Below are 25,624 nucleotides of genomic sequence, written 5' to 3' on the forward strand. Positions count from 1 at the left end.
GCCTTCTGATTTGCGTTGCTTTGTTTTTCGGTCGAAACCAGTGAGGCGAACTTACATCGCCTTTTTGAACGGCGCGCCCGAATGCTCGCGCAACTCATTGAACACGATCTTCGGCCACGCCTTCTGCGCGACTTCGATCTCCGACACGTGCGAAGCCAGATACGTCGGTGCGTCGGAAGCGTCGAGCGCGATGCGCGCCGCGTACGAATCGGTGAAGCGGCGCAATTCGGCTGCGTCGTCGCACGTTACCCAGCGTGACATGCGGTAGCGCGCCGGGGCCATGCGCACGTCGACCTTGTATTCCGTCGACAAACGGTGCGACACCACTTCGAACTGCAGTTGACCGACCGCGCCGAGAATCATCAGGCCGCCCACTTCAGGACGGAACACCTGGATCGCGCCTTCTTCGCCGAGTTGCTTCAGCGCCTCGCCGAGCTGCTTGGCGCGCATCGGATCGACCACTTCGACGGTCTGGAAAATTTCCGGCGCGAAAAACGGCAGGCCGACGAATTGCAGTTGCTCGCCTTCGGTCAGCGTATCGCCGAGACTCAGCGTGCCATGATTCGGAATACCGATGATGTCGCCCGGATACGCCTCGCTCACCGTCTCACGACGTTGCGACAGGAACGTCACCACGTTATTGGCACGGAAAGTCTTGTTCGTGCGCGTGACCTTCACGGCCATGCCGCGTTCGAAATGCCCCGAACACACGCGGATAAACGCCACGCGGTCGCGGTGCGCCAGATCCATGTTCGCCTGCACCTTGAACACGACGCCGGTGAATTTCGGCTCGTCCGGCATGACCGGACGCTGCACGGTCATGCGCATGGACGGCGGCGGCGCCAGGTCGACCAGCGCGTCGAGAATTTCCTTCACGCCGAAGTTGTTGATCGCCGAGCCGAACAGAACCGGCGATTGCTGACCGGCAAGGAACTGCTCGCGATCGAAATCCGGCGACGCGCCTGTGATCAGATCGATCTCTTCCTTCGCCTTGATCCAGGCGTGGCCGAAGCGGCGCTCGCCTTCTTCGTCGCTTGGCGCTTGCAGCGTTTCCACTTCGCCGCCGGCCTTGTCCTGTCCCGCGCGGAAAATGCGCACCTGATCGCGCTGAATATCGTAGACGCCCTGGAAGTCCTTGCCCATGCCGATCGGCCATGTGAACGGCACGGCGGCGACGCCCAGATGCTGCTCGATTTCGTCGAGCAGTTCGAGCGGCTCGCGCACTTCGCGGTCGAGCTTGTTGATGAAGGTGACGATCGGCGTCTTGCGGCTGCGGCAGACTTCGAGCAGCTTGAGCGTTTGCGCTTCGACGCCGTTCGCGCCGTCGATCACCATGACGGCGGCGTCGACCGCGGTCAGCACGCGGTATGTGTCTTCGGAGAAGTCCTCGTGGCCCGGCGTGTCGAGCAGGTTGATGACGGCGTCGCCGTACTCGAACTGCATCACCGAGCTCGCCACCGAAATGCCCCGCTGCTTTTCGATTTCCATCCAGTCGGACGTCGCGTAGCGGTTGCTCTTGCGGCCCTTCACGGTGCCGGCGATCTGAATCGCGCCCGAGAACAGCAGGAGCTTTTCCGTGAGCGTGGTCTTACCCGCGTCCGGGTGGGAAATGACCGCGAACGTGCGGCGGCGTTTGAGTTCGGAGACTGACATCGGGTCTGGCGGTCACGGATAGGGGTTCGGGCGGTCCCGGCGGCTTGCGGCTGCCGGTGTGCCACGCCTTGCGCGGCGGCGTCGAGCTGCGGGAGTTGGGCCGGAACCCGCATCACAATGGCAACTCGGCCGCGTCGGAAACAGGTCGCGAACGAGCGTTCGACCATACGGGAATCGCCAGCGCAGAACAGCGCAGGGAACGAATGATACACGTCATGGGCGCGAGAGGGTTTAAAGGCGCGTCAATGACGATGCAATGCGCGGCCAACCAATCCCTGCATCGCGGTGATGGGACAGATGGCCTTCTCTTCTGAAAATGTGCCTTGCGGCAATAGCAGCGGGCTGCAACCGTTATGCAGAACGCGTCGTCCGCAAGATTCGGGAAGGACGCGAGATTTGCGCCTACTGATAACTCATCGTAAAGATGGCGGTCGCCCGAACGGTTCCCGCGACCACGGGCGCGGCTCCCAGCCGATAATACTGTGAGAAAAACTGAAACGACATATTGCCAGTCGTGCTCGACGTAAGCGGAAGAACAGCATCCAGCGTAATCGGCGACTGCGACGCGTCCAGCAGTTGCACACCGATACCCGTCGCCGAACCTGCGTTTGCCAAAACTGACGCGACGCCTGAATTGCCGGACGTCGAACTAAATGTCACGGCTACCTTAACGCCGGACTGGCAGTTGAGACCCAAAGAAAACGGTGTTTTGGCGTCGACTGAGCCGCCAGTCGGAAACGTCGCCGGGCTGGTCGTCGCGAGCGGAATTGTCTGGTTAGCGCTTGCCGACGTCACCGAGCATGTCACGCTTCGCACGGGCGTGTTGTTCGCGACGGACAGCGCGCAAGCTCCGTCATTAAGCGAATAGCCTGTGTTTAGAACACCAACGTTATAGAAAGCGCCCGTAATTGCCCCGCCAGTGACAGGACCCGTTTTGACAAGCTCAAACGTTCCCGAAACATTGAAGCTACCATCGGCGCCAGTGGTTCCGATCTGGGAATCGGTGGAGCAGGGGCCCGTTCCTACCATCGGCTTGCCGTTTGCATCGCGCATCCGCATACCGACTCCCGCGACGTTCGTCGGATAAACCCCCGTCATACCGGACACTGCTGTGCCGCTCACTGGGCACGCGACTATCGGTTGGTTGAAAAGCAAACTCGTCGAGCACTTTCCAATGATGATGAATCTCTGAACCGTCCCTGGAATCACGTCGCCCACGGCGGTCGAGTCGGAAACGGCTATCGAGCCATACGTGAATGTCGCAGGCAAGCCCGACGAGGTCGGGCACTCGGCATACGCATGCACCGACCACCCAGCCGCCAATGCCAATACGACAAGGAAGCGCATCAACCAGTGCGGTGCAAAAATCTGTTTACGCATCATGTCCACCTTTACAGTTCTTGATCGGAGCCAGTCATTTAATTATCCGAAGCGCTCGGCTCAAATCCCACGGGCGCAGTGCCTTTCACCGTTGTATAAGCCGCATCCTCCTTAGCGCTCTTTCCCGGCAACGCATACTGGATCTGGCATACATCGCTGCCTTTGTTCCCGAACAACGACAAACGTCCCTCTGTCCTCATGCCATGAGGCGTCAGATACGGCGCGACCGCATCACCGCGACGATCAACTCTCCCCCTCGTCGCGCCCGCCGCACTCGGCACTTCGACGATGCCAAACGTATCGAATCGGTCGTTGACGTCACGCCTCGCTTCTATGTCCACATTAACCACCCATATCTTCCAATGCTCGTTGCAAAAGTCGAGCGCATCTGAATCTGCGCCGACAGCCCCATTTGTCGGCGCGCAATGCCCCGCTCGGCTGAATCCGGGCCGAAGGCGATGGGCAACATGCACCGACATCCGCCCTACCGACGACGGCCGTCGCATTGACTAACGCCACTCGTCACCTGCTCGCCAGAGATCTCTCCATCACGGGTCTCATACCTGGTCGATCTCACCCCGAACATCTGCTCACCTTCTTAATTCGATTGATAGGGTTGGTCCAGGCGTGCGTCATCTTGCGTCGAATGAATGCCGCCCACGCAATGCCCTTCCACCGACAGATACGCCGCGCCCGCCTTACCGCCCGACTTCGGCAACACATAATCAATCGTGCACTCCTCCGCCCCAGCGGCCCCCCACTTGACGAAAAGCGCGCCATTATCATCGAGGCCGCGCGCGAATATCCGGCTGTCCTGGGCAACCACACCCACCGTGCGCCCGTTGGCATCGACCACGTCCGCGCCGAACGGCAGCGCATTGCCGCCAAGTTGCGGCGCGCGAATCAACGCGGCGCGGCCGCTCACCGTCTTGTACTTGATCAGCACCACTGAACCCAGTCGCGGCACCGCCTGTTCCGAAGTCGACTCGAACTCGACGTCGGTGGATGTACCCTTCGGATCGATTTCCACCGTGTTCATGCCGTATGGCGTCAGATACGGCACCACAGCGAAGCCTCGACCATTGAGCTTGACGCCGGGCGAGTTGGTCACGCTGGCGCCCGCCGCACCCGGCGCTTCGACGACGCCGAAGGTGTCGCCCACCGTCTGCGAGAAAGTCACGCCGCCTGGATGCGCGACGATCGAGCCGCTGACGCCGGCGGAGATCTGGCTCGAACTCGTTCCCGCGCTAGCCGATCCCGTCAACTGGGCATACGGTCCACGATAGGCGCCGCTGGCGCCGGTGCTCAGCGTGCTGTTGCCTTGAGCCGCGCCATACGTCCCATACGCGTTGTACGAGTACTGGTTGCGCTCGCCGAGCGAGCCGCTCACGTTGGCCTGGAGATTGGTGTTTCCGCCCGAACTGCTGAAGTTCGTCGACATCAGCGGCGAATAGCGGCCGCGGCCGAGCGGCAACGTGGTGCTCAACATGATCTGGTCGGACATCGAACCGTCCGAACTGCGCGTGCGTCCCGCACTGATGCTGTACGTGCCGTACCTGAAACTATTGGTGTAACCTGCCTGGTAGAACAGATCGTTGCCGCTTCGATTCCAATACTGCTGCGCGGAAGCGTTCAAAAAGACCGTACCGTATCGCTTGAAATTCTGATTGAGGGTGATCTGAAAACGGCTGCGCTGCCGATAAACCGAGTTCAGATCGTCGCCGCGCATTGCGCGGTCACGCAGCGTGGCGGCGTCAGTGAGGCTCATGTAGCCGGCCGTCGAATACCGATATGCCGCGATGGCAATATTCGTGTTGGTCGGGTCGATGAACTTGCTGTAACCGATACGCCAACTGGTGCCGCGCGACGTGCCTTGACCGGGAATCTGGGTCTGTGCAGCCGTCACGTCGGCTGAGAGCGCACCGAACTTCGTGTTGAGCGCCGCGCCCACATCCGCAGCGAAATAGTCGTTGGCGGCCACGCCGCCGCCATAGGCGGTGATCAGATTGGTGAGTCCTCGCTGCAAGGTGAACTGCGCGAAATACGGGCTGTTCTCGAGCGCGGAGGTACGAAGCTCACCGGCGGTAACTGAAAACCGTGTGGTGCCAGGCCGCAACGACTGGGCAACCGAGGCGTAAGGCACGGTAAAACTCTTCGCGCGGCCGTTGGCTTCGGTCACCGTGACATCCAGATTGCCGCCGTAGCCGGTCGCGTAAAGGTCCTTGATTTCGAACGGGCCCGGCGAGACGGTGGTTTCATAGATCACCTGGCCGTTCTGACGAACCGTCACGCGTGCGTTCGATTCCGCCGTGCCGCGCACGATCGGCGCATAGCCTCGCAGCGATTCGGGCAGCATGCGATCGTCGGTGGCGATCTGCGCGCCGCGGAATTGCACGCTGTCGAATACGTCGCCGGTCGTGTAGCCGTCGCCGACCGTCAACTGCGATTTCAGCGCGGTAATGTCACGCTGAAGGTACGTGGCAATGTTGTCGAACTGGGTGGGTGCGCCGGTTTGCTGGGTCGCCGACGACTGATGACGAAAGTGCCATGCGCCGATGTTCACGCCGGCATTCAGACCAAGGTAACTTTGGGTCGACTCGAAGCCCGATCCGCCGCTGTGATACGCGTTGGCGTTGTAGCTCAGGAAGGCTGCGTTGACGCCGTTTTGCCACATCTCGGGCGGGACGTAACCGCGCGCTACATTGCGCATATACTTTTGCGGCACGCTTAACGTGATCTTCTGGTCCGCAAAGTCGAAGTCAATCGTGGAGTCGGGCACGCTTGCCGCGAGGTCGACGCATTCATTCGGCGCTCCGGCATCCGCCGTCTTGGCCTCATTGCTCGCGGCGACCCTGGCGAAATCGACGCCAAGCTTCTCCAGCATGGCCCGGTTGAAGCAAGGACGCGCGTCGACCGTGCCGCGCGCGGCCACAAAACGCACATCCTGGCGTGCAACGCGAATGCCATTGACGAACAAATCGACGGAATACACACCCTCGGATACCGGATTGCCGCGCGCGAAGCGCGACACGTCCACGGTTGCATTCGCGTCGGTCCGCAGAAAGGTCGTGTCGAACTCCATCGCCGCCGGTCCGCCTTGCTCGGACGCCTGCGCGTCTATCGGCTGAGCCCCTGACATCGCGAACGCCAATGCTGCAAGCGCCGCGATGGGGTGCAGCCTGAACGCACCGGAGAGTTCGCCTACGCGAACAGACGACGCGCGACGGAATGAAGCTTTCATGTTCTGAGCGGTGTTCAATATCCTGCAACAGGCGTGCGTCGTCCCTGTGCGTTGTCAGCGCAACGCACGCCTTGTACGAGAATGGGTTAGCCAGGGGGCGGCAGCTTGCCGCCCGATTGAAGACGTGGTGGCCTAGTCGCCGAGTGCGGCGTCACCGCGAATCGGACCGCCGTAGTCGCTGATCGCGACGTAGTGCACCTTCGCGCCCGCCGCGACGGCGTTCATCTTCGCGATCGGCAAGACCACCGAAGCATGCGGCGGCACCATGCCGCCCCGTTGGCTGCTGAAGGTATGGCCACCGCTTTCCACGTGAATCTCGCTGAACGACACGTAGTACGGTGTCGGGTTCGAAACGCTGACGGCCTGATCCTTGCCGTCCGTCGACGCGGCGATCTTCCAGCTAAGTTGCGCGGGTGCGTCTTCCGGCTCGCCAGGCAGCTTGCCGGGTCGTACAAAAACCTTGATACGGGTGCGATAGGCCAGAGTCAGAGTATTGACGTCCGCGGCAGCCTTTGCCTTCGGTGGAATGTCCAGAACGTTGAGCCAATAGACCGATTCGCGATCCTGCGGCAGCGGCTCGCCGGTGTACATCACGCGCAACGTCTGCGCCTTTTTCGGATCCATGCGAAAAATCGGCGGTGTAATCACGAATGGCACCTTGACCTCACCGGGCTTGGCATCCGCCTTACCGTCGTCCATCCAGACCTGCACGAGCGAGGGCGAGCGGCTGTCGTTTTCCAGCTTCACCGTGACTTCGCGCTGCTCAAGCGAATACACCACGCGCGTGCCGCCAATCGTCACGCTCGCCCCTACATCACCAGCCAGTAGCACACAGGCAAGGCCGATTCCCATCATCGAATTTCTAAACAGCGTTATCACGATCGGCCCGTCAAATTTCTCAAAATAAGCGTGCAAAAAAGGCGCTCGCATGGCGAGCGCCTGAGACCCACACTTACTGATATTCCATCGTGTACTGAACCGATGAGATGACCGTGCCGGGCTCGGCAGCGGCCGTGGCGTAATACCGCGCGTAATACTGCAGAGTCGTCGCCCCGTCGGCGTTGATGGTCACGCCGTTCGAGGCGATATCGTTGTTCGCGCCCGTCGTGACGTTGATGACCTGCATCTGTGCGTTGAGGAGTTGGACCTCCACATTCTTCGCGGTGCCGCTGCTCGACAGATAACCCGTCGCCTGGTCGACTGTCGGGCCGTTCTCGAAGCCGGCAATCGCCTTGGTAGCCGTGCCGCTGCAGCCCGTCAGGACAAATTGCAGATCGGCCGAATTCGTTGTACCGGCCGTGTTGCCTACCTGTGCGAGCGTGCCGGTCGGAACATCAACCAGCGTGATCGTCTTGTCTGCCGGTGTACCACTTGCATTCCCGTTGATCGAGCAGGTCGTGTCCGTCACATTGCCAGTGAAGGTGATCGTGCCGTCTGCCGCATGAGCGTAGAGCGGTACCAGACAGAACAGACCGCTGACGGCGATCGCGGTTGCGGAGATCATTGATTTCATTGCTTCTATTCCTAACAATTACAAATAAAACGGGATTCAACGGAGATCTTGGAGTTACCCAAGGATTCCTATTTTTCTACTCAAGCAAATAAGACTCATATAGTTCTCACTTTGCTTCGTTAAGACGAATAGGATATTAAGGCTTCCTAGATAAGAAGTATCTAGGACAAATCGCCTCTTTTCGGATTCGGCCGAGAGACATGGCGCGTCGAGAACGGGCGAGAGTGCCGGCATTGCGAGCTTTTGAGGCGCGCAATGCCGGTCAACCGGTGGTGACGCGTTGACAGAGCGCGGCAATCGGCCACGCAGAAGACACGATAACCACGGAAGGCATCGCCGAATGCCGCGCCGCGCCGACTAGTGCCATGGTTTCGAGCCCAAAAATAAAAACCCGCCGCATCGTTGCCGATGCGGCGGGTTCTCTTCAACGTTCCAGCGAACTAGGCGCCGCTAGCTTCGTTCAAAGTCAAATGCTTCGTTTCCGGCGCCCACGCGATCGACACCACCATGCCGATCAGCAACACCGCGGCGAGCACCATCATCGTGATATGGAAGCCAAAATGCACGATGCCGAGCGGCAGCAGAAACGTGCCGACGGCCGACCCAAGCCGGCTGCACGCAATCGCGAGTCCGACGCCGCACGCGCGCACTTCGGTCGGAAAGCATTCCGGCGGAAACACGCCGACGAGATTCGAAAACGCCGACATGGTGAGCGTGAAAATCCCGAACGCGACAATCATGCCGAGCGTCGCCGACTCCGGCAGCACACTCAACGCAATCAGCGACACGCACGTGACAGCGAACGAGCCGATCAGGAACGTGCGCCGCGGAAGTCTGATTGTGAGCCAGATGCCGATCAGCGCGCCAAGCACCAGGAAGCCGTTCAGCAGAAAGTCCGCGCTCGAATCGTTGTTCAAATGAATCGCTTTCAGAATGGTCGGCAGAAACGTATAAACAGCGAAGTACGGAATGACGAGACAGACGAAGAACGCGCAGTTGAAAATAGTGCGGCGAATCAGATCGGCCTTGAACAGACGCATGAAACCACCCGCCGTTTGCGCGTGCTCGTCGTGTCCGCCGTCCAGAGTGACGTTCGCACCGAAGTGCTTCAGCACGATCGATTTCGCCTCCGCCGTGCGTCCTTTGCCATGCAGCCAGCGCGGCGACTCCGGCGTGCCCATGCGCAGCACGAGAACGATCAACGCCGGCACACCCGCCGACGCCAGCAGCCAGCGCCATGCATCCGGCGAGGCATCGGCGTAATGCATGCCGAGCACATTCGCCACCACATACCCGATGGTCCACACCACGCTGAACGAGCCAAGCAACGTGCCGCGATGTTTGCGCGGCGAGAACTCCGCGAGGATCGCATGCCCTACGGCAAAGTCGCCGCCCATGCCGAAGCCGATCAACACCCGCAGCAAACACAACTCGAGCGGTGAACGCACATAGAACTGCGCGAACGCGGCCGCTGTGATGATGATGAAGCTCAGCAGGAAAATCTTCTGGCGTCCCATGCGATCCGACAGCCAACCGAAAACCAGACTGCCGATAAAAATGCCCATCAACGCGGAACTACCGATCATGCCCATCCAGAAGGCGTCGAGCGGCATCTGCCGATTCAGCGACGCAAGCGCATAGCCGATCGTGCCGAGCGCGAAACCTTCTGTGAAGTGCGCGCCGAACGTCAGCCCGGCGATCTTGACGTGGAAGGCGTTCAGCGGAACGTCGTCGAGAGGAATGGGGCCGTGCGCGGATGCCGCTGCCGCCGGCAAAGTGGGGGCGAGGCCGAGAGTGGCCGCCTGCATATCCTGATTGCTCACGCTGTCTCCTTCGTTAGTATGGATCGCCGGGCGCGGTCGGCATGCCGCCGCGCACCGATTGCGTCGTCCGCCTGTGCGTCATGCATGGGCATGACGTACGGCGGACGCGCGGTGTGAAGATCAGCGTCCGAGGCCGCCCATCATCATGTACTTCAGTTCGGTGTATTCATCGAGCCCGTACTTCGAGCCTTCGCGGCCGAGTCCCGACTGCTTGACGCCGCCGAACGGCGCGACTTCCGTGGACACAATCCCTTCGTTGATGCCGACCATGCCGCTTTCCAGCGCTTCGCCGACGCGCCACGCACGCGCCAGATCGCGCGTGTAGAAATACGCCGACAAGCCGAACGGTGTGTCGTTGGCCGCTTCGATCGCTTCCGCTTCGCTCTTGAAGCGGAAACACGCGGCAACCGGTCCGAAGGTTTCTTCCCCGGCGATCAGCATCGAGCTGTTGGCGTCGACGAGAACAGTCGGCTCGTAAAAAGTGCCGCCGAGCGCGTGGGGCTTGCCGCCGGTTAGGACCTTCGCGCCTTTTTGCAAGGCGTCGGCCACGTGCGTTTCGACCTTCTTCAACGCAGCCTGGTTGATCAACGGACCTTGTTCGACCTCGCCTTGCAACGCATTGCCGACGCGCATCTTGCGCACTGCTTGCGTCAACGCTGACGTGAACGCATCGTAGATGCCGTCCTGAACGTAGAAGCGGTTGACGCACACGCACGTCTGCCCGGTGTTGCGGAATTTCGAAGCCATCGCGCCTTGCACGGCGGCATCGAGGTCCGCGTCGTCGAAGACGATGAAAGGCGCGTTGCCGCCGAGTTCGAGCGACAACTTCTTCAGCGTGTCCGCGGACTGCTTCGCCAGCAGCTTGCCGACGCGCGTCGAACCGGTGAACGACAGTTTGCGCACCACGTCGGATTCCGTGAGCGCGCCGCCGATCGCCACGGCGTCGCCGGAGACGATATTGAACACGCCAGGTGGAATGCCCGCTTTCCCGGCCAGCACTGCCAAAGCGAACGCGGACAACGGCGTTTCTTCCGATGGCTTGAGCACCATCGTGCAACCGGCCGCGAGAGCAGGACCGGCCTTGCGCGTGATCATGGCGAGCGGGAAATTCCACGGTGTGATTGCCGCGACCACGCCGACCGGTTCCTTCGTCACGATAATCTTCGCGTTCGGATTTGGACTCGGAATCACGTCGCCGTAGGCCCGCTTCGCTTCTTCCGCGAACCATTCGAAGAAGCTCGCCGCGTAACCGACTTCGCCGCGCGCTTCGGCAAGCGGTTTGCCTTGCTCAAGCGTCAGCAGTTCGGCGAGCGCGTCGCGGTTCTCCAGCATCAACTCGCCCCAGCGTTTGACGCGCGCGCTGCGCTCTTTCGCGGTCAGCGCACGCCATGCGGGAAACGCGCGCTCGGCCGCCGCGATGGCCTGCGCCGCTTCCGCCGCGCCGCCTTTGGCCACTCGCACGACGACCTCGCCGGTCGCGGGATTCAAAACAGCATACGTGTCGGCGCCTTCGTACCATTCGCCGCCAATGTAATGTCCGGTGCGGAGAAATTCGTTCATGCGGCCTTCTCCAGCGTTTCGACGAACATGCCCTGCGCAAGGCGCGGTTCGCGCGCGATGCGTTTGCCGGCGGTGTAGTCGTTGATCAGATCGCACGGCGTGTAGTTGCGTTCGAGCTCAAACAGTTCATCCGCCGAAAGCGTCGTGCCGAGCGCGGCGAGCGCGCTGTCGAACTGCGCCGGCGTATCCGCACCGACCAGCATGCTCGCGACCCCGCCGTGATTCAGCACCCACGCTTGCGCGATCTGCGCGGCGGAAACGCCACGCCGCGCGGCCACGCGCGCCACCGACGCGGCAATTTCACGCGACGCCACATCGCCATACATTTGTGCGGTGAAGAAGTCGGTCTGATTGCGCGTCGAATTTGGATCGCACGTCAGCAGCCCGCGCGCCAGCGGACTGAACACGGACACGCCGACGCCTTGATCCTGGCAATACGGAATCATTTCGCGTTCTTCTTCACGGTATGCCAGGTTCAACTGCAATTGCATATTGATCGGCTTGTGCCACCCGTTGCGCTCGCAGACCTGCATGATCTTTGCGAACTGCCACGTGTACATGGTCGACACGCCGATATAGCGCGCCTTGCCGGCGCGCACGATATCGTTGAGCGCGCCCATGGTCTCTTCGACTGGCGTATTCACGTCGAAGAAATGCAGCATGTAGATATCGACGTAATCCATGCCGAGACGCGTCAGCGAGCCGTCGATGCCGTCCATGATGTGCTTGCGCGAATGACCGCCGGCGTTCTGATACGCGCCCATGTCGTAGCCGACCTTGGTGGCCACGACCATTTCCTCGCGACGCGTGAGACGCTTCAGTATGCGGCCCACCACTTCTTCACCGACGCCAGTCGAATAGAAATCGGCGAGGTCGATAAAGTTGACGCCGGCTTCGAGCGCATGACGAACGATCGGCTCGCTTTGCGTTTCGTCGAAAATCCACGGCTTCCATTGCGGCGTGCCCATGTTCATCGTGCCGAGGCACAGACGCGAAACCTTCAGACCGGATTGGCCGAGGCGAATGTATTCCATAGTGCGTGTCTCCTTCCTTCCTGAAAGCCGGCGGCGCGGACGGTTAGTTGCGCATTGCAGGGCGCGCGACCGAACCGCGCTGCCTGCCATTAACGTTGCTTCGGTGTGTAGAACGGGTTCGATACGTCGCGCGCGGCGGCGAAGACTTCATCGCGATGCGGCAGCCCCTTCATCGCCGCGAGGATCGCGTTCTTGCACGCGCGGTAGTTGTTCTCGAAGACGGCGTCGAGATCGTCGGTCGACGGGTTGACCCAGTTCGCCGACACCACCACCCAGTCGTTCTCCGCTTCAGGCGGCAGCGTGCCGTTCTCCAGCGACTCGGCCACCGCCTTCGCGATACCGGCTTGCGAAGCGCCCCACGTCGCGTTGCCGTGGAAGTCGCTGCTGATCTGCGCCTTGTTCACATAGAGCGTGAGCGGCTTGGTCGGCACGCCCGGACGCGCGATCACGACGAACGGCGCGTGACCCGCTGAGGGCGTGGCCAACGCGGTGGCGAATGCCTGCCCCGCCGGGCCGTTGCGCGGGCCGACCAATACGTTGATATGCGCGAGATTGACGCCGGGGCCTTCGAATCCTTCGCCGATAAAGAGTTGTTTGTCCGTCGATGCGCTCATGGTCTTTCCGTCGAGGTTGAGTGGATGGCCGATTGTGAGGTTCGGCATCCGCGACCATGTATCGATGAGTTTTGATGCGGGGTATGAGAGGAACTCAACTCCGGGTTAGCCCCGAGCGCAGTGGCCCGCGGGTATCGAGACGCGCAAAGGTGAGGGTTTTCGGGACTATCACGGTAGCGCTGCGGGATCGCTGCGAAAGGTGAGCGTGTCGACGAACGGGCGCGCACCTGTGCCGCGACACTCCGCAAAGCGACGTGCGCATCAGGCGTGACTAAAAGAGGCTCAAGCTATGGCTTCAGCGATTCTTCGTACAGCCTGGGAACCCCTACCAGCAAGGGCTGACGCGGGTTTCGGAGGAAATGGATCAGTCACCGCGGACTGCGGTGGCAAGCTTGTCGCAAGGTGCGTGATTCGAGAAAACCAGGCTAACCGAAACAACCGGTCCGTCGCGAGCCGCGCATCCGCGCCTATGGTTCACGCGCCAGGTCCACGCGAAAGGTGAGTGTTTTCGGGACTTGCCTCGTCGCGCGCGAAAGGTGCGAGAAACTCCGCACGCGACATCACTTTAAATAATCCGGCACATGACGGGTGGAGACGTCATGCGTCAACGCACTTCAACCTCGATGAGAAAGCGCTCGCGATTCTTGCCCACGAGCCACGCTGGCGAGCGGCCGCGGCCGCTCCAGGTCTCGCCGGTTTTCGGGTTGCGATACTTGGCGACCGAAGGCGTCTTGCGGGCCGTGGTGCCTTTGCTGGTGAAACCCAGTTCTTCAGCCGTCAGGTCGTATTCGGCTACTTTCTGCTTGATCTCGGCGATCGCCTGCGCGATTTCCTTCTCGCGCGCCGCCGCGACTTCCTTGTGGAGTTTTTCGAGCTGGGCGGTCAACTGCTTGTACGAGGCCATGACGGGTGCTCCGATCATTAGACGAGAACTGAAGTGCGGACACTATCAGACGAATAAATTGCCGGATAGAGAAGCCCGACGCCGCGAGCGGGTAACACGCTTAAAAGACTCCGTCCCGGACGCGCCCGCTTCGCTCAATCGTCGATTGCATCGTACACGCGGCGTTCGAAATCCACTGTCATTGAGAACGGTTCGACGGAGCGCCTTTGAATCAGCATCAGACCGATCAGATCTTCCACCGGATCGGCGAACCAGCTTGTGCCATACGCACCCGGCCAGCCGAACGAGCCCATCGAACGATAGCCAAGCGGCAACTGCTGCGCCGGATCGTCGACGACGGACAAGCCGAGGCCGAACCCCTGGCCTGCCCACAGCGCATGACCGAAAGCCGACACACGGCGCTGGTCGCGCGTCAGAAAATTGGAGCGCATCAGATCGACTGAGCGGTGCGAGAGCAAACGCGTCGTGCCGACTCGTCCGCGGCCGAGCAGCAGTTGCGCGAATTGAAGATAGTCGTGCGCTGTGGAAACCAGGCCGCCGCCGCCGCTCTGGAAGCGGTCCGGATCCGCCCATCGGCTCGACGACGGATGGTCCTCGACGATTCGCTGCCCTGAGCCCTGTTCGACGCCATAAGCCGTGGCCAGCCGACCGAGTTGCGCGTCGGGCACCCAGAAAGCGGTATCGCGCATGCCGAGCGGCTCGAAGATCCGCGTCCGGAAAAACTCGCCGAGCGGCATGCCGCTCACGCGTTCGATCAGCACGCCGAGCACGTCGGTGGCAACGCCGTAGTGCCAGCGTGACCCGGGCTGGAACATGAGCGGCAAACTTGCGATGCGTGCGAGCCACGCATTGCCGTTCATGCGCGCTTCGAATCCGTTGAAAGCGGCGGCATACGCCTCGGCAAGGGGCCCGGTCGCGGTGAAGTGGTAGGCGAAGCCGGCGCGGTGCGTCAGCAGGTCCAGCACGGTGAGCGACGCTCTGGCGGGGTCGGTTTCGTCGAGCGGGCCGGCGGGATCGCGCAGCACACGCGGCGCGGACAATTCCGGCAACCAGAGTGAGATCGGCGTGTCGAGGGCGAGCCGGTCTTCTTCGATCAGCATCAGGATCGCGGCGCTGGTGACCGGCTTGGTCATGGACGCAATGCGGAACAGCGTATCGCGCTCCATCGGCAACCGCGCCGCGTCGTCGCGCCAGCCGAGCGGCTCGAAATAGCCAATCTCGCCGCGCCGCCAGACCATCGACACCACGCCCGCCACTTCACCGCGTTCCACATAGCCTTGCATGGCGTTGGTCAGTGCCGTCAGCCGAGACGCGGAAAGTCCTGCTCGTTGCATGTTTGTCCTGATCGTGGAGAGATTGGCGGCCCGTTCACCTGACGCGCGCCATCAGTCCGCGCGGCCTCGTGAGCGTAAAGCGGCGCCGGCGCGTGCGCAACAAATGACGTGGCTTGCCATCCTGTGGAGACGTCGCGCTGCGCCGTGCCGCTTACGTGGCCGTTACGTTTCCCCATTTTTGCAAAAAACGTTACCAGAAGGGTACGTTACAGCCATCCACTGCACTGGGCGTTCAGGCTTTCAGGCGTTGCTCGAGAGCCGAGAGGGCGGCGTTGAGCCGTTTGACGCGGTTCGCCTGAGCCGGCACCAGCGCCGCGCCGGATACGGAATCGATGCGGTTTCGCCAATAGGAGAGCGGGATGTGGTCTGCCGCGGAGATATGCGAGATTACGTGTTCAAGATGTTCAATATCTTTTTCGAGTTGGTGATGATTCATTGCTTTCCCCGGATTACTCGTTGAACTATTTTCAATGCGTAACGCGAAGCACAAAGCGTGCCGCACTATTTTCGGTTTTCGGTCTAAACGGAAAATCCTTCCTGGCACTTTCCGCATAAACGGCGAAACCGGCAAAAGCTGCCTGCTGCTTGAATCTTGAGCCACTGAAAAGACAATACTGCCGCTCAACTTCGCGTTCCGTTAGGTGCCGCACCGACCCGGCTATTCGACGCGAATTCGCATGTTTTTAATTGCGTCCGGCGACAAGGAAAATATATGAAGCGCGGTATTAATATCCATTGCGCATCATAGCCGCGGATAGAACCCGCATTAGATGCAGGCCTGTGCGACGGCCATACGCTTTTAGCGCGACTGAAAGAAGAAAGCTCGAGGCGCTGGTCGAGCCGGCCTTGCGCCGGCGAACCGCTATTTCCCCCGGCAGGCGTAGATCAGGTTGAGCGTGCCGTTCTCAGTGGATTGACGCACGACATCGAACGCGCCGCCGCAACTTGCGCTGGCCTGCTGCGAGCAGGAGTCGGAACCGGCAGGGCACTGCACCAGCGTCGTCGCGCGGCCGTCCGGCAAAAACAGCGGCGCGCTGCTGCTGCAACCGCTCAGCGCGACCATGGCACCGGCCGCCACCGTCGCGCAGGCCCGGCGCGCGTAGAAGGAGAGATTGCATTTCATTTGAAACCCCGATCACGTCTTGTTTTTCGATCACGGGATTGTGCCACGCGTCAATTACGCTGCGTCAATCGCTGTCGCGGAACGTTGTCACACGTCGATGCCGTACGCCGCGATCTTCTTATAGAGCGTCGCGCGACCCATGCCGATCTGGTTTGCCGTCTCGATCACGCGGCCGCCGTTCGCGCGCAAAGCGTCGCTCAGGAAGCGCTTCTCGAAGGCCGCCATCGCCTCGCTCCATGAGGCGGGTTGCGGCGCATTAGCCTGCGTGTTCGCCGCATGCGCCGTCGAAGGCACCTCCGGCAAGGGCGCATTCGGACGGCACGCGCCGCCGCCGTGCGCCGAGCCGATAAACGACGCCAGCGCCCGCGCATCGATCCGCTCATTGTCGGACAGCATCACCGCACGCTCCAGCGTGTTGCGCAACTCGCGCACATTGCCCGGCCAGCCGTACGAGCACAGCAACCTCAGCGCGTCGTCCTGCAATTCGAAGTGACTGGCGCCGCGCGCCTGGGTCGACAGATCTTCAAGCATGGCATAAGCGAGCGCCTCGATATCCGAGGTCCGTTCGCGCAACGGCGGCGCATGGATCGTCAGCACGTTCAGCCGATAGAACAGGTCAGCGCGGAATCGCCCGGCCGCGACCAGCGCCGGCAAATCGGCCGAGGTCGCCGCGATGATCCGGACGTCGGCGCGCACGATCCGGTTCGAGCCGAGCGGTTCGAACTCCTTGTCCTGCAACACGCGCAGCAGCTTGCCCTGCAAGGGCAGCGGCATATCGCCGATTTCGTCGAGGAACAGCGTGCCGCCGTTCGCCAGCTCGAACTTGCCGACGCGCCCCTTTCGATCCGCTCCGGTGTAGGCGCCCGGCGCCGCACCGAAGAATTCGACTTCGAGCAGGGTATCGGGAATCGCCGCGACGTTGACCGTCACGAGCGGCTGATTCGCGCGCGCCGAGCCGCCGTGGATGGCATGCGCCAGCAACTCCTTGCCGGTGCCGGTTTCGCCGAGCAGCAGCACCGGTGATTCGAGCTGCGCGGCGCGGCGCGCCTGACGCTTCACTTCGAGACTGGCCGCGCTCGTGCCGACGAAACTGCCGAACGTATATTTGGCCCGCCGCGCCTGCGCGAGCGACCGGCGCGTCGCGATCAATTCTTCCTGCACACGCGAGTAGTGGGAAAAGAGCGGCGTCAACGCCTTCAGTTCGTCGAAGAGCGCAAAGCCAACGGCGCCGACCGTGGCGCCCGCATCGTCCTTCAACGGCAAACGCGTGACGACGAGCGGTTCGCGGTCCGTTTCCAGAATATCGAGCAGAATCGGTTTGCCGGTATTGACGACCTCGCGCATCAGGCTGTTCGGAATCACCGCTTCGCAATCGCGGCCGATGGCCTGGTCCGGGTCCGAAAAACCGAAGCGCGCCGCATAGCGTTTGTTGATCCAGACCACGCGCGCGTCGGCATCGACGATAAATGTCCCTTCGCTAAAATTTTCGAATGTGCGGAAGAGCGAATCCATCGCCCGGCGCAGTACGTCGCCGTAAGTGGCAGGCAAGCCTGCCCAGTCGTTCATCATGCTGTCGCTGTCTCCGGCTATCGTTTTATTGTGCCTGTCTCATTTCGTAGACAAGCTTATCTCATCCGCGAGATCGCCAGCAAGCCTGCGGTATAAGGGTTTAACCTCGGTTTGGCCTAATTTCGGCCATTTTGCGTCCCGTTTTAGAGACGTTTGGGTACAATCGCCGCGATCACGTTTTGAACTTCGGTCTGCGAAATCAGGCGGCTGGCCGTTGCCGCTGATATGGCACGGAACCTGCGTTTGCGGGCGCCGTGCCGCCGCACCTTCGAGACGGCGACCATGTAGAACAACCAAGCTTTGGAGACTCAATGTCCTTTGTCATCGTCCTCGCCGCGCTGGCGTTTCTGATGTTTGCCGCCTATCGCGGCTACAGCGTCATTCTATTTGCGCCGATCGCCGCGCTCGGCGCCGTTCTGCTGACCGATCCGGCGGCCGTCGCGCCGGTTTTCACCGGCATCTTCATGGAGAAGATGGTCGGCTTCGTAAAACTCTACTTCCCGGTGTTTCTGCTGGGCGCCGTGTTCGGTAAGGTTATCGAACTGTCGGGTTTCTCGGAGTCGATCGTGGCTGCCGCGATCCGCTATATCGGCCGCTCGCGCGCCAATGCGGTGATCGTTGCGGTGTGCGCGCTGCTCACCTACGGTGGCGTCTCGCTGTTCGTGGTGGTGTTCGCGGTCTATCCGTTCGCCGCCGAGCTGTACCGCCAGAGCAATATTCCGAAGCGCCTGATGCCCGGCGCGATCGCACTCGGCGCATTCTCCTTCACCATGGATTCGCTGCCGGGTACGCCGCAGATCCAGAACATCATCCCGACCACTTTCTTCAAGACGACGTCGTGGGCTGCGCCCGCACTCGGCGTGATCGGTTCGCTGTTCATCATCGTGGTCGGCCTGACGTATCTGGAATGGCGCCGCCGCGCGGCGATGGCGACCGGCGAAGGCTACGGCACGGAACTCGTCAACGAGCCGGATCGCGTGGAATCGAAGCAACTGCCGCATCCGTTGCTGGCGGTTGCTCCGCTGGTTCTGGTGGGCGTCGCGAACTTCCTGCTGACCCGCTGGATTCCGAATTGGTACGGCGCGTCGTACACGGTTTCGCCGGACATTCTGCCGGGCGTTCACGCACCGGTCACGACGACGATCAAGGCCGTGGTCGCGATCTGGGCCGTGGAAGGCGCACTGCTCGTCGGCATCATCATGGTTGTCGTGACGGCGTTCAACCGCGTGCGCGAACGCTTCGCGATCGGCACCAAGGCTGCGGTGGCGGGCGCGCTGCTGGCTTCGTTGAACACGGCGTCGGAATACGGTTTCGGCGGTGTGATCGCCGCGTTGCCGGGCTTTCTGGTGGTCAGCAACGCGTTGAAGAGCATTCCCAATCCGCTCGTCAACGCAGCCGTGTCGGTGAGCTCGCTGGCGGGTATCACGGGTTCGGCGTCGGGCGGCATGAGCATCGCGCTCGCGGCCATGTCGGACACCTTCATCAAGGGCGCGGAAGCGGCGCATATTCCGATGGAAGTGCTGCACCGGGTCGTCGCCATGGCGAGCGGCGGCATGGACACGCTGCCGCACAACGGCGCGGTGATCACGCTGCTGGCGGTGACGGGCCTGACGCATCGACAGTCGTATCGCGACATCTTCGCGGTCACGGTCATCAAGACGATGGCGGTGTTCTTTGTGATCGCGGTCTATTACGCGACTGGTTTGGTCTGAGCGGGCGTGTGTTGGGCACGATGCCGGCAACGCGCCGGCATCCTGACTTTTGATCGGTTACCTTGTCATCCCGACAACCGTTCTTACCCAGCACACCCTGTCATGAGCTCAGCGCCCTCTTTCTGGATGATTCCCACAGCACCCACGCCGGTCGGCCCGTTCTCGCATGCAGCCGAGGCCGACGGCTGGGTCTTCCTGACCGGCCAGATGCCGACCTGCCCGACCGACGACGCCGCGCCGCTTCCCGAAGGCGTGGTCGCCCAGACCAAGCGTGTGATGGACAATCTCGTGCTGGTGCTGCAGGGGCTGGGCCTCGGACTGCAAGACGTGGTGGCGGCACGCATCTTCCTGACCGAATTCAAACGCGATTACGCGCCGATGAACGAGATCTACCGCGCCTACTTTCCTGCCGGTGCGCTGCCGGCGCGAACCTGTATTGGCGTCACCGGACTTGCGCGCGATGCGCTGGTCGAGATCGATTTCATCGCCAAACGGCCGGGTTGAACGCGCCAAGCCGAATGGCGTGTCAATGCGTCGACTCCTCGTCGAGTCCGTAGTGATCGGATAAGGCGTCGTGCAGCGAGATTGCGAGTTCGTCCATCTCGGTGGTCCAGCGTCCGCTGTCGTTGCATAGTCGCTGCAGCCGCCGGCATTGGTCGACGAACCGCGGTTCCTGCACGACGACAAACGCCCCGCTCGCGCTATGCGCCCAGCCGGCCAACGCCTGCACGTCTTCCGCTTCGACGATCGCAAGCAGCCTTGGCAGATCTTTTTGCAAGTGCTCCTTGAGCATCGCCCTGTAGCGCGCCCTGTCGTCCGTGCTGAGCGTGCTCGCGGCGCTGGAAGCGCGAACCGTGGGTTCGGCTGGCGCTGCGTTCTCGGGTACAGCCAGTGCCGATGCCTGTGCCCTTCCCTGTGCCCCCGCCGGCGCCACCGCCAGCAACGCGACTTGCAATTCGCTGAGCGACGCCGGCTTGGGCACATATCCGCTAAAGCCGTGCTCGCGCCAATTGCGCGCCTCTTCATGTTCGGCCACGGCGCTGAAGGCCAGCACCGGAACGGTCGCATTCAACTTGCGCAAGGCGGCCAGCAGCTCGTAACCGTCCATCTCCGGCATGTGGATGTCGGTCAGCACCACTTCGAAACTTCCCTGTTGGAACATTCTCAGTGCTTCTTTACCGTCGTGCGCGATCGTCGGCGCGCATCCCAGCTCGACCAGTTGTTCGTCGATCAGATTCTGGATCAACGGGTTGTCTTCCGCGACGAGAACGGGCAAACCTCGCAGCGCCGGATAGATTCCCGCCGAATCGCCCGTTGCGGACGCCGGAGTTGGAGCGACAACGGCAATCGTGTCCCCGCGCGCCAGATCGACCGCCGACCGGATCGCCGAGCGGCTGAATTCAGTCACCTCGAACACGCCGTCGCCGCGCGCCTCGGGATGGTGCGGACCGCCACGCGTGATCCACACGACGCCGACCGGCTGTAGCGCGCGCAGAGCGGCAATCACATCGAGATCGTATTCGCCGGTGACGACTAACACGTCCGGCCGGTTCGCGCGCAACCACGCCTGCGCGGCGGCCGATGAGAACACGAGGTGTCTTGCCCAACCCTCGCGCTGGAACCAGCAGTTGAGGTTTTCACCGACTTCCTGCTCCACGGACAGGATGAGCATCGTTCCGTGCTCCTCACGAACCGTTGCCGGCGCTCGCGAATCGATGGGAGGCTTGGCGAGCGGAATCGATATGCGAAATGCGCTGCCCACGCCGCACACACTTTCCGCGGTAATCTGCCCGCCCATCAGCGCGCACAGGCGCGCACAGATCACCAGGCCAAGACCCGTGCCGTCGGCTCCCCGCGAAGCACTCTGTTCCCCTTGCGCAAACGGTTTGAAGAGCCGCGCCAGCGTTTGCTCGTCCATCCCGGCGCCCGAATCCGAGATCCGGCAAACCAATACCGCGCGGTCCGGCGAATCGTCCGTTACTTCTGCGCGCAGCGTGATCTTGCCCGCTGAGGTGAACTTGAACGCATTGCTCAGCAAGTTGTTGACGATCTGCGCGATGCGCATGCGATCGCCGATCAAGGTCTGCTCAAGAGTCGGAGAGAAGATCGCGTAGAAACGGATCGAGCGATTCCCATGCATCGGCGCGTAGGAGAGCGCAATGCTTTCGAAATCGTCGATCAGACAAAACGGCTCCGTGACCAGCAACATCGCGCCGGCATCGATCTTCGAAAAGTCGAGAATGTCGTTGACGACGCGGCGCAGCGCACCCCCGGCAAGGCCCAACGTTGCGAGCCGTTGCGAATGCGCCTCGAGGCCGGGCGTGCGAGCCAACAGCTCAAGATTGCCGAGCAGCGCGTTCAACGGCGTACGGATTTCGTGGCTCATGGCGGCGAAGAAATTCGTCCGCGCACGCATCAGTGCCTCGGACGTTTGCTGTGCTTGCCGCAATTGCTGTTCGAGCATGGTCTGCGCGGTCACGTCGAGAATCGCGCAAAACAGCACGTTCTCGCCAGCGTAACGTGCCGGCGCATAAATGAATTGCAGAAACCGTGAGGGCGCGCTGCCGTCCTGGTCTGGCGGCGGCGAGGTTTGCGGCTCGTTTCGCTGCGTCGTTGTCGATGGATGCGAAGACTGAGGCGGCATCTGCGCCGGCCGCGCGGGCACGACGAAAGCAGCGACTCGCGCAAACGACATGGCCGACGGCTGATCCGGCGCCTGAACCAGAAATTCGCCGACGATGTGCCGCGGGAGCCGGCTGCCGTTGGCCTCGATCCCGAGCAACTCGATCGCCAGCGCGTTGGTGGTCAAGACTGAATAGTCGCTCTGCCGGACAATGCACAAGCCGACCGGCGTCGCGCTAACCAGAATGTGGTTGAGCATCTCGCTTTGCAGTGCGCGCGAAGTCTCCGCGAACGAATTGCGCAGCAACCGCAGCCCGAAATAGCGAGCCGTCAGCACGATTGCTATCAGGATGAGCGCTGTCAGGCAGCCTAGCACCGCCAGTTGCCAGCCGAGCGCGGCGGCCAGCGCGCCCCACGGCACGTAGCCGACCAGAAGGCCGAAGCCCAGCCCCAGTGGCTCGTGAAAAATCACGCCCTCGCGGCCGTAGTGAAAGATCCGGGTGGGGGTATCGGCGGCTGCCTGTTGCACCAGCTTGATGATCGATGCGTCTAGCGGCATCGACGACACGACGACGCGGTGATCGGCCGTCATCAGCAGATTCACGCCCTCGTGGTCAGGCGGCGCCATACGCAACGCGAGCGCATCCAGCGGAAGGCTCGTGCTGATTAGCACGGTCGGCGTGTCGCCGTCATAGTAGGCGCTCACCACGGAAACCACCTGGCGATTCTGCAGCGGATCACGGTACGGTCCGAGCCAGATACGCTCGCCTTTTGCCGGCACGCGCCTGCCGGTTTGCGCCTCGATCTGGCGCTCGAGCGTCTCGCGCAGCAAGCTCACGATCGGCGGTTGCGGCGCCGGCATTGCGGCCTGATCGTGCCCGCTGGCCGGGTCCGCGAGCGCATGGGTCAGCGAAGGCAGAATGGCTGCGTAGTCTTCATTCAGCCCGATCAGCGTTGCCCGCTGCCGGATTTCAAAAGCCTGCTGGGTCACGAGCGTCGATTGCGCCGCTTCGTAGAGGCGCCCGAGTTTTTCGCTCAATTGCGAGCCCCAGGCGTTGCGCGTGGTTTCGCCGACCACGATGTCGAAATTCGAGTCGACACCGTCTGTCTTGCCGAGCGCTACGCCGGTCTTCAGGATCGCCTGCTGTATGGCGTCCGGGGCGCTCCGCCCGCCGGATGGGCCATAGTAATAGTCGAGCGTCAAGGCGTCGCGCCGCAGGAACGACTCCTCCTGGTGGATGAGCAGAGAGATGTCGGTGGCGTTCTGCGACGCGAGGACCCGGCGATACTCGAGTTGCTTGAGCCCGGCGACGACAGTCAGCACCAGCGCGAAGATCAGCACGAGCAGCATCAGCGAACCGATCGTCGCCAGGTAGAGCCGCTGTTGGCGCTTCGCGCTCTGCGCGAGCGTGGCGAAAGCCTGCGCTAATGACTCTTGAGTACGGTCGAGGATTTTCTGCATCAGCTCGCGAGTGTGGCGCGTGGGTGGCAAATTCGCGCAGGCAGACCGCTGCGAAACCGGGACCAGATGCGTCCGCAGTCCTTATACCGGCGCAGTGTAGTCCTTTTGAAGGTATAGCGCGACGCATCCGGCACTGTTTCACGCCGCCATCCACGACGCGTCAGACAACCCTGTATTAACGGCGTCGGCCTGCCTAAACCTGAGTGGTTTACTAGGAAACCCTAAAGGGCAAGGGGTCAATTGCCGTTATTCCTTGCAAACATGTAAGCACCGCGCCCACGCGCGGGCTAGCACAGCAAGGAAAGCCATGCGCAACAACCAGCCTGTCAGCGGGCACGAGTACGAATTTCCGTCGTCACACATGCTTGTTTCGGCGACCGACCTGACCGGTCGCATCCAGTACTGCAATCCGGCCTTCATCGCGGTCTCGGGTTTTACGCGCGACGAACTGATCGGCCAGCCGCACAACCTGATCCGCCATCCGGACATGCCGCGCGAAGCCTTTGCCGACATGTGGGCGACGATACGCGACGGCCGTCCCTGGACTGCGCTCGTGAAAAACCGCCGCAAGAACGGCGATCACTACTGGGTGCACGCCAATGTGACGCCGGTGGTCGAGAAAGGCGCGGTCGTCGGCTATTTGAGCGTGCGCGTGAAACCGGTGCGCGCCGCGGTGCGCGCCACTGAGGCGCTCTACGCACGCATGCGCAGCGGCGAGTCCCGCGGCGTGCAGCTGCGCCGCGGCGTGATCGTGCGCACCGGCGTGCTGGGGCGTCTGCAGGCGCTGATGCGTCTGCCGGTCGCGACGCGCGCGGCGTCCGGCTACGCGATCACGCCGCTGGCGCTGCTGCTCACCGGCCTCGCCGCATGGCGAGGCGCGCCGCCCGCGCCGTTCTGGATCGGATTCGGCGTTGCCACGGCGCTCAGCATCGCCTCGTGGCGAATGCTGACGCGGCAACTCGCCGCACCGATCAACGACATGTCGGGATTCGCCACGCGTCTCGCCGCCGGCGATCTGACGGCCGATCTGCATATCGCGCGCCACGACGACCTCGGCGACGTGCTGCAAGCGCTGAATCAGTTGAAGGCGAATCTCGCGGCGATCGTCTACGACGTGCGCGCCCAGATCACCGGCATACTGGACAACGCGCGCGAGATATCCAGCGGCAATGTCGATCTCGCGAGACGCACGGAATTGCAGGCGGCGTCGCTCGAAGAAACCGCCGCTACCATGGAAGAACTGACCACGACCGTCCAGGCCAACGCCGATGCCACCGTGCGCGCGCTCGATCTGGCGAGAGAGGCCCAGGCGGCGGCGGCGGCCGGCGGCAAGATTGCCGGCCAGGTGGAGCAGACCATGGCGGGCATCACCGCGGCATCGCGGCGTATCGCCGACATCACCGGCGTGATCGACGGCATCGCGTTCCAGACCAATATCCTCGCATTGAATGCCGCCGTCGAAGCGGCGCGAGCGGGCGAAGCAGGCCGTTCGTTTGCCGTCGTCGCGGGCGAAGTGCGCATGCTGGCGCAGCGCTGCGCGGCGTCGTCGAAGGAAATCAAGTCCGTGGTCGAAGCAAGCGCATCCGAAGTCGCGGCCGGCACCGAACTGGTTGCACGGACAACCTCGCAAATGCGCGTAATCGACGAGGCAGTGGGCCGCGTGTCGTCGATCATCGTCGACGTGGCGAACGCGAGCAACGAACAGGCCGACGGGATTCGCCAGGTCAATCAGGCGGTTTCGCATCTGGACGGCGCCACGCAGCAGAACGCCGCGCTCGTCGAGCAGGCGGCGGCCACGGCGCAGCGCCTGGCGGAACAGGCGGACGTGCTGGATGAAGCCGTGCGGCTGTTCACCGTCGCCGACGCAGCGCCGGCTCGACGCGCCGCCACCACAAAGCGTCGGGCGTTCACCGTCGAAGCAGCGCCGACGCCTGAGATCAAACGACCCCGCGCGCCAGTCATCGCAGAAGATGCCGAGCAGGAAGAAGCCACATTGATCTGATAGATCGGCGTTACTCCCACCTCGACAGTCCAGTATTGACGCAGCACGATGGCACCGTCAGCGCCCAGTTGTTTGCAA

Annotated in this window: 18 protein-coding genes; 3 read left to right on the forward strand and 15 right to left on the reverse strand. The window is 62.2% G+C overall.

The annotated features are described in order from the left end of the window. Positions 1-51: 51 nt before the first annotated feature. The 14 genes from B0G80_RS37480 to B0G80_RS37550 form a co-directional block, all read right to left on the reverse strand. A complete protein-coding gene (locus B0G80_RS37480; RefSeq protein WP_012428715.1) occupies positions 52-1,653 on the reverse strand; it encodes a peptide chain release factor 3 in 1,602 nt (533 codons plus the stop codon). A 402-nt stretch (positions 1,654-2,055) separates the two neighbouring features. Further along, complete coding sequence (locus B0G80_RS37485) at positions 2,056-3,036, reverse strand: fimbrial protein (protein WP_116122705.1); 981 nt, start codon at positions 3,034-3,036, stop codon at positions 2,056-2,058. Positions 3,037-3,631: 595 nt separating this feature from the next. Beyond that, positions 3,632-6,274 carry a fimbria/pilus outer membrane usher protein gene (locus B0G80_RS37495; protein WP_116122707.1) on the reverse strand — a complete coding sequence of 881 codons (2,643 nt, stop codon included), beginning with the start codon at positions 6,272-6,274 and terminating at the stop codon, positions 3,632-3,634. Between the two features lie 132 nt (positions 6,275-6,406). Continuing rightward, entirely contained in the window at positions 6,407-7,129 is a 723-nt protein-coding gene (locus B0G80_RS37500) for a fimbria/pilus periplasmic chaperone (RefSeq protein ID WP_116123877.1), read from the reverse strand. 97 nt (positions 7,130-7,226) lie between these two features. After that, complete coding sequence (locus B0G80_RS37505; RefSeq protein ID WP_116122708.1) at positions 7,227-7,787, reverse strand: fimbrial protein; 561 nt, start codon at positions 7,785-7,787, stop codon at positions 7,227-7,229. Positions 7,788-8,227: 440 nt separating this feature from the next. After that, on the reverse strand, positions 8,228-9,610 hold the full coding sequence (locus B0G80_RS37510) for an MFS transporter (protein ID WP_116122709.1): 1,383 nt from the start codon (positions 9,608-9,610) through the stop codon (positions 8,228-8,230). A 120-nt stretch (positions 9,611-9,730) separates the two neighbouring features. Next, on the reverse strand, positions 9,731-11,170 hold the full coding sequence (locus B0G80_RS37515; RefSeq protein ID WP_116122710.1) for an NAD-dependent succinate-semialdehyde dehydrogenase: 1,440 nt from the start codon (positions 11,168-11,170) through the stop codon (positions 9,731-9,733). Continuing rightward, the gene (locus tag B0G80_RS37520; RefSeq protein WP_116122711.1) at positions 11,167-12,204 is read right to left on the reverse strand and encodes an aldo/keto reductase; all 1,038 of its coding nucleotides are present in this window, start codon (positions 12,202-12,204) and stop codon (positions 11,167-11,169) included. Before B0G80_RS37520 ends, B0G80_RS37515 begins: the two co-directional genes overlap by 4 nt. An 89-nt stretch (positions 12,205-12,293) precedes the next feature. Continuing rightward, on the reverse strand, positions 12,294-12,818 hold the full coding sequence (fae, locus tag B0G80_RS37525) for a formaldehyde-activating enzyme (protein WP_116123878.1): 525 nt from the start codon (positions 12,816-12,818) through the stop codon (positions 12,294-12,296). Positions 12,819-13,422: 604 nt separating this feature from the next. After that, positions 13,423-13,722, reverse strand: coding sequence for an H-NS family nucleoid-associated regulatory protein (locus B0G80_RS37530; protein WP_116122712.1), 300 nt, complete (start codon positions 13,720-13,722; stop codon positions 13,423-13,425). Between the two features lie 134 nt (positions 13,723-13,856). After that, complete coding sequence (locus B0G80_RS37535; protein WP_116122713.1) at positions 13,857-15,056, reverse strand: serine hydrolase; 1,200 nt, start codon at positions 15,054-15,056, stop codon at positions 13,857-13,859. A 232-nt stretch (positions 15,057-15,288) separates the two neighbouring features. After that, positions 15,289-15,492, reverse strand: coding sequence for a hypothetical protein (locus tag B0G80_RS37540; RefSeq protein ID WP_106281630.1), 204 nt, complete (start codon positions 15,490-15,492; stop codon positions 15,289-15,291). Positions 15,493-15,918: 426 nt separating this feature from the next. Then, positions 15,919-16,179 (reverse strand): hypothetical protein, encoded by a 261-nt coding sequence (locus B0G80_RS37545; protein ID WP_116122714.1) that lies wholly within the window; start codon positions 16,177-16,179, stop codon positions 15,919-15,921. An 87-nt stretch (positions 16,180-16,266) separates the two neighbouring features. Continuing rightward, positions 16,267-17,748 carry a sigma-54-dependent Fis family transcriptional regulator gene (locus tag B0G80_RS37550; protein WP_116122715.1) on the reverse strand — a complete coding sequence of 494 codons (1,482 nt, stop codon included), beginning with the start codon at positions 17,746-17,748 and terminating at the stop codon, positions 16,267-16,269. A 311-nt stretch (positions 17,749-18,059) separates the two neighbouring features. Here B0G80_RS37550 and B0G80_RS37555 point away from each other — a divergent pair, with 311 nt between their 5' ends. Together B0G80_RS37555 and B0G80_RS37560 are read left to right on the forward strand one after the other, a co-directional pair. After that, complete coding sequence (locus B0G80_RS37555; protein ID WP_116122716.1) at positions 18,060-19,460, forward strand: GntP family permease; 1,401 nt, start codon at positions 18,060-18,062, stop codon at positions 19,458-19,460. Positions 19,461-19,562: 102 nt separating this feature from the next. Beyond that, positions 19,563-19,964 carry a RidA family protein gene (locus tag B0G80_RS37560; RefSeq protein WP_116122717.1) on the forward strand — a complete coding sequence of 134 codons (402 nt, stop codon included), beginning with the start codon at positions 19,563-19,565 and terminating at the stop codon, positions 19,962-19,964. A 22-nt stretch (positions 19,965-19,986) separates the two neighbouring features. On the opposite strand, the gene B0G80_RS37565 is transcribed toward B0G80_RS37560, so the two are convergent. After that, on the reverse strand, positions 19,987-23,544 hold the full coding sequence (locus B0G80_RS37565) for an ATP-binding protein (RefSeq protein ID WP_116122718.1): 3,558 nt from the start codon (positions 23,542-23,544) through the stop codon (positions 19,987-19,989). Positions 23,545-23,851: 307 nt separating this feature from the next. Here B0G80_RS37565 and B0G80_RS37570 point away from each other — a divergent pair, with 307 nt between their 5' ends. Then, positions 23,852-25,546, forward strand: coding sequence for a PAS domain-containing methyl-accepting chemotaxis protein (locus tag B0G80_RS37570; RefSeq protein ID WP_116122719.1), 1,695 nt, complete (start codon positions 23,852-23,854; stop codon positions 25,544-25,546). The last annotated feature ends 78 nt before the right edge of the window (positions 25,547-25,624 follow it).

It is taken from the genome of Paraburkholderia sp. BL6669N2, from assembly GCF_003387275.1.
In the GTDB taxonomy this organism is placed as follows: Bacteria; Pseudomonadota; Gammaproteobacteria; order Burkholderiales; family Burkholderiaceae; genus Paraburkholderia.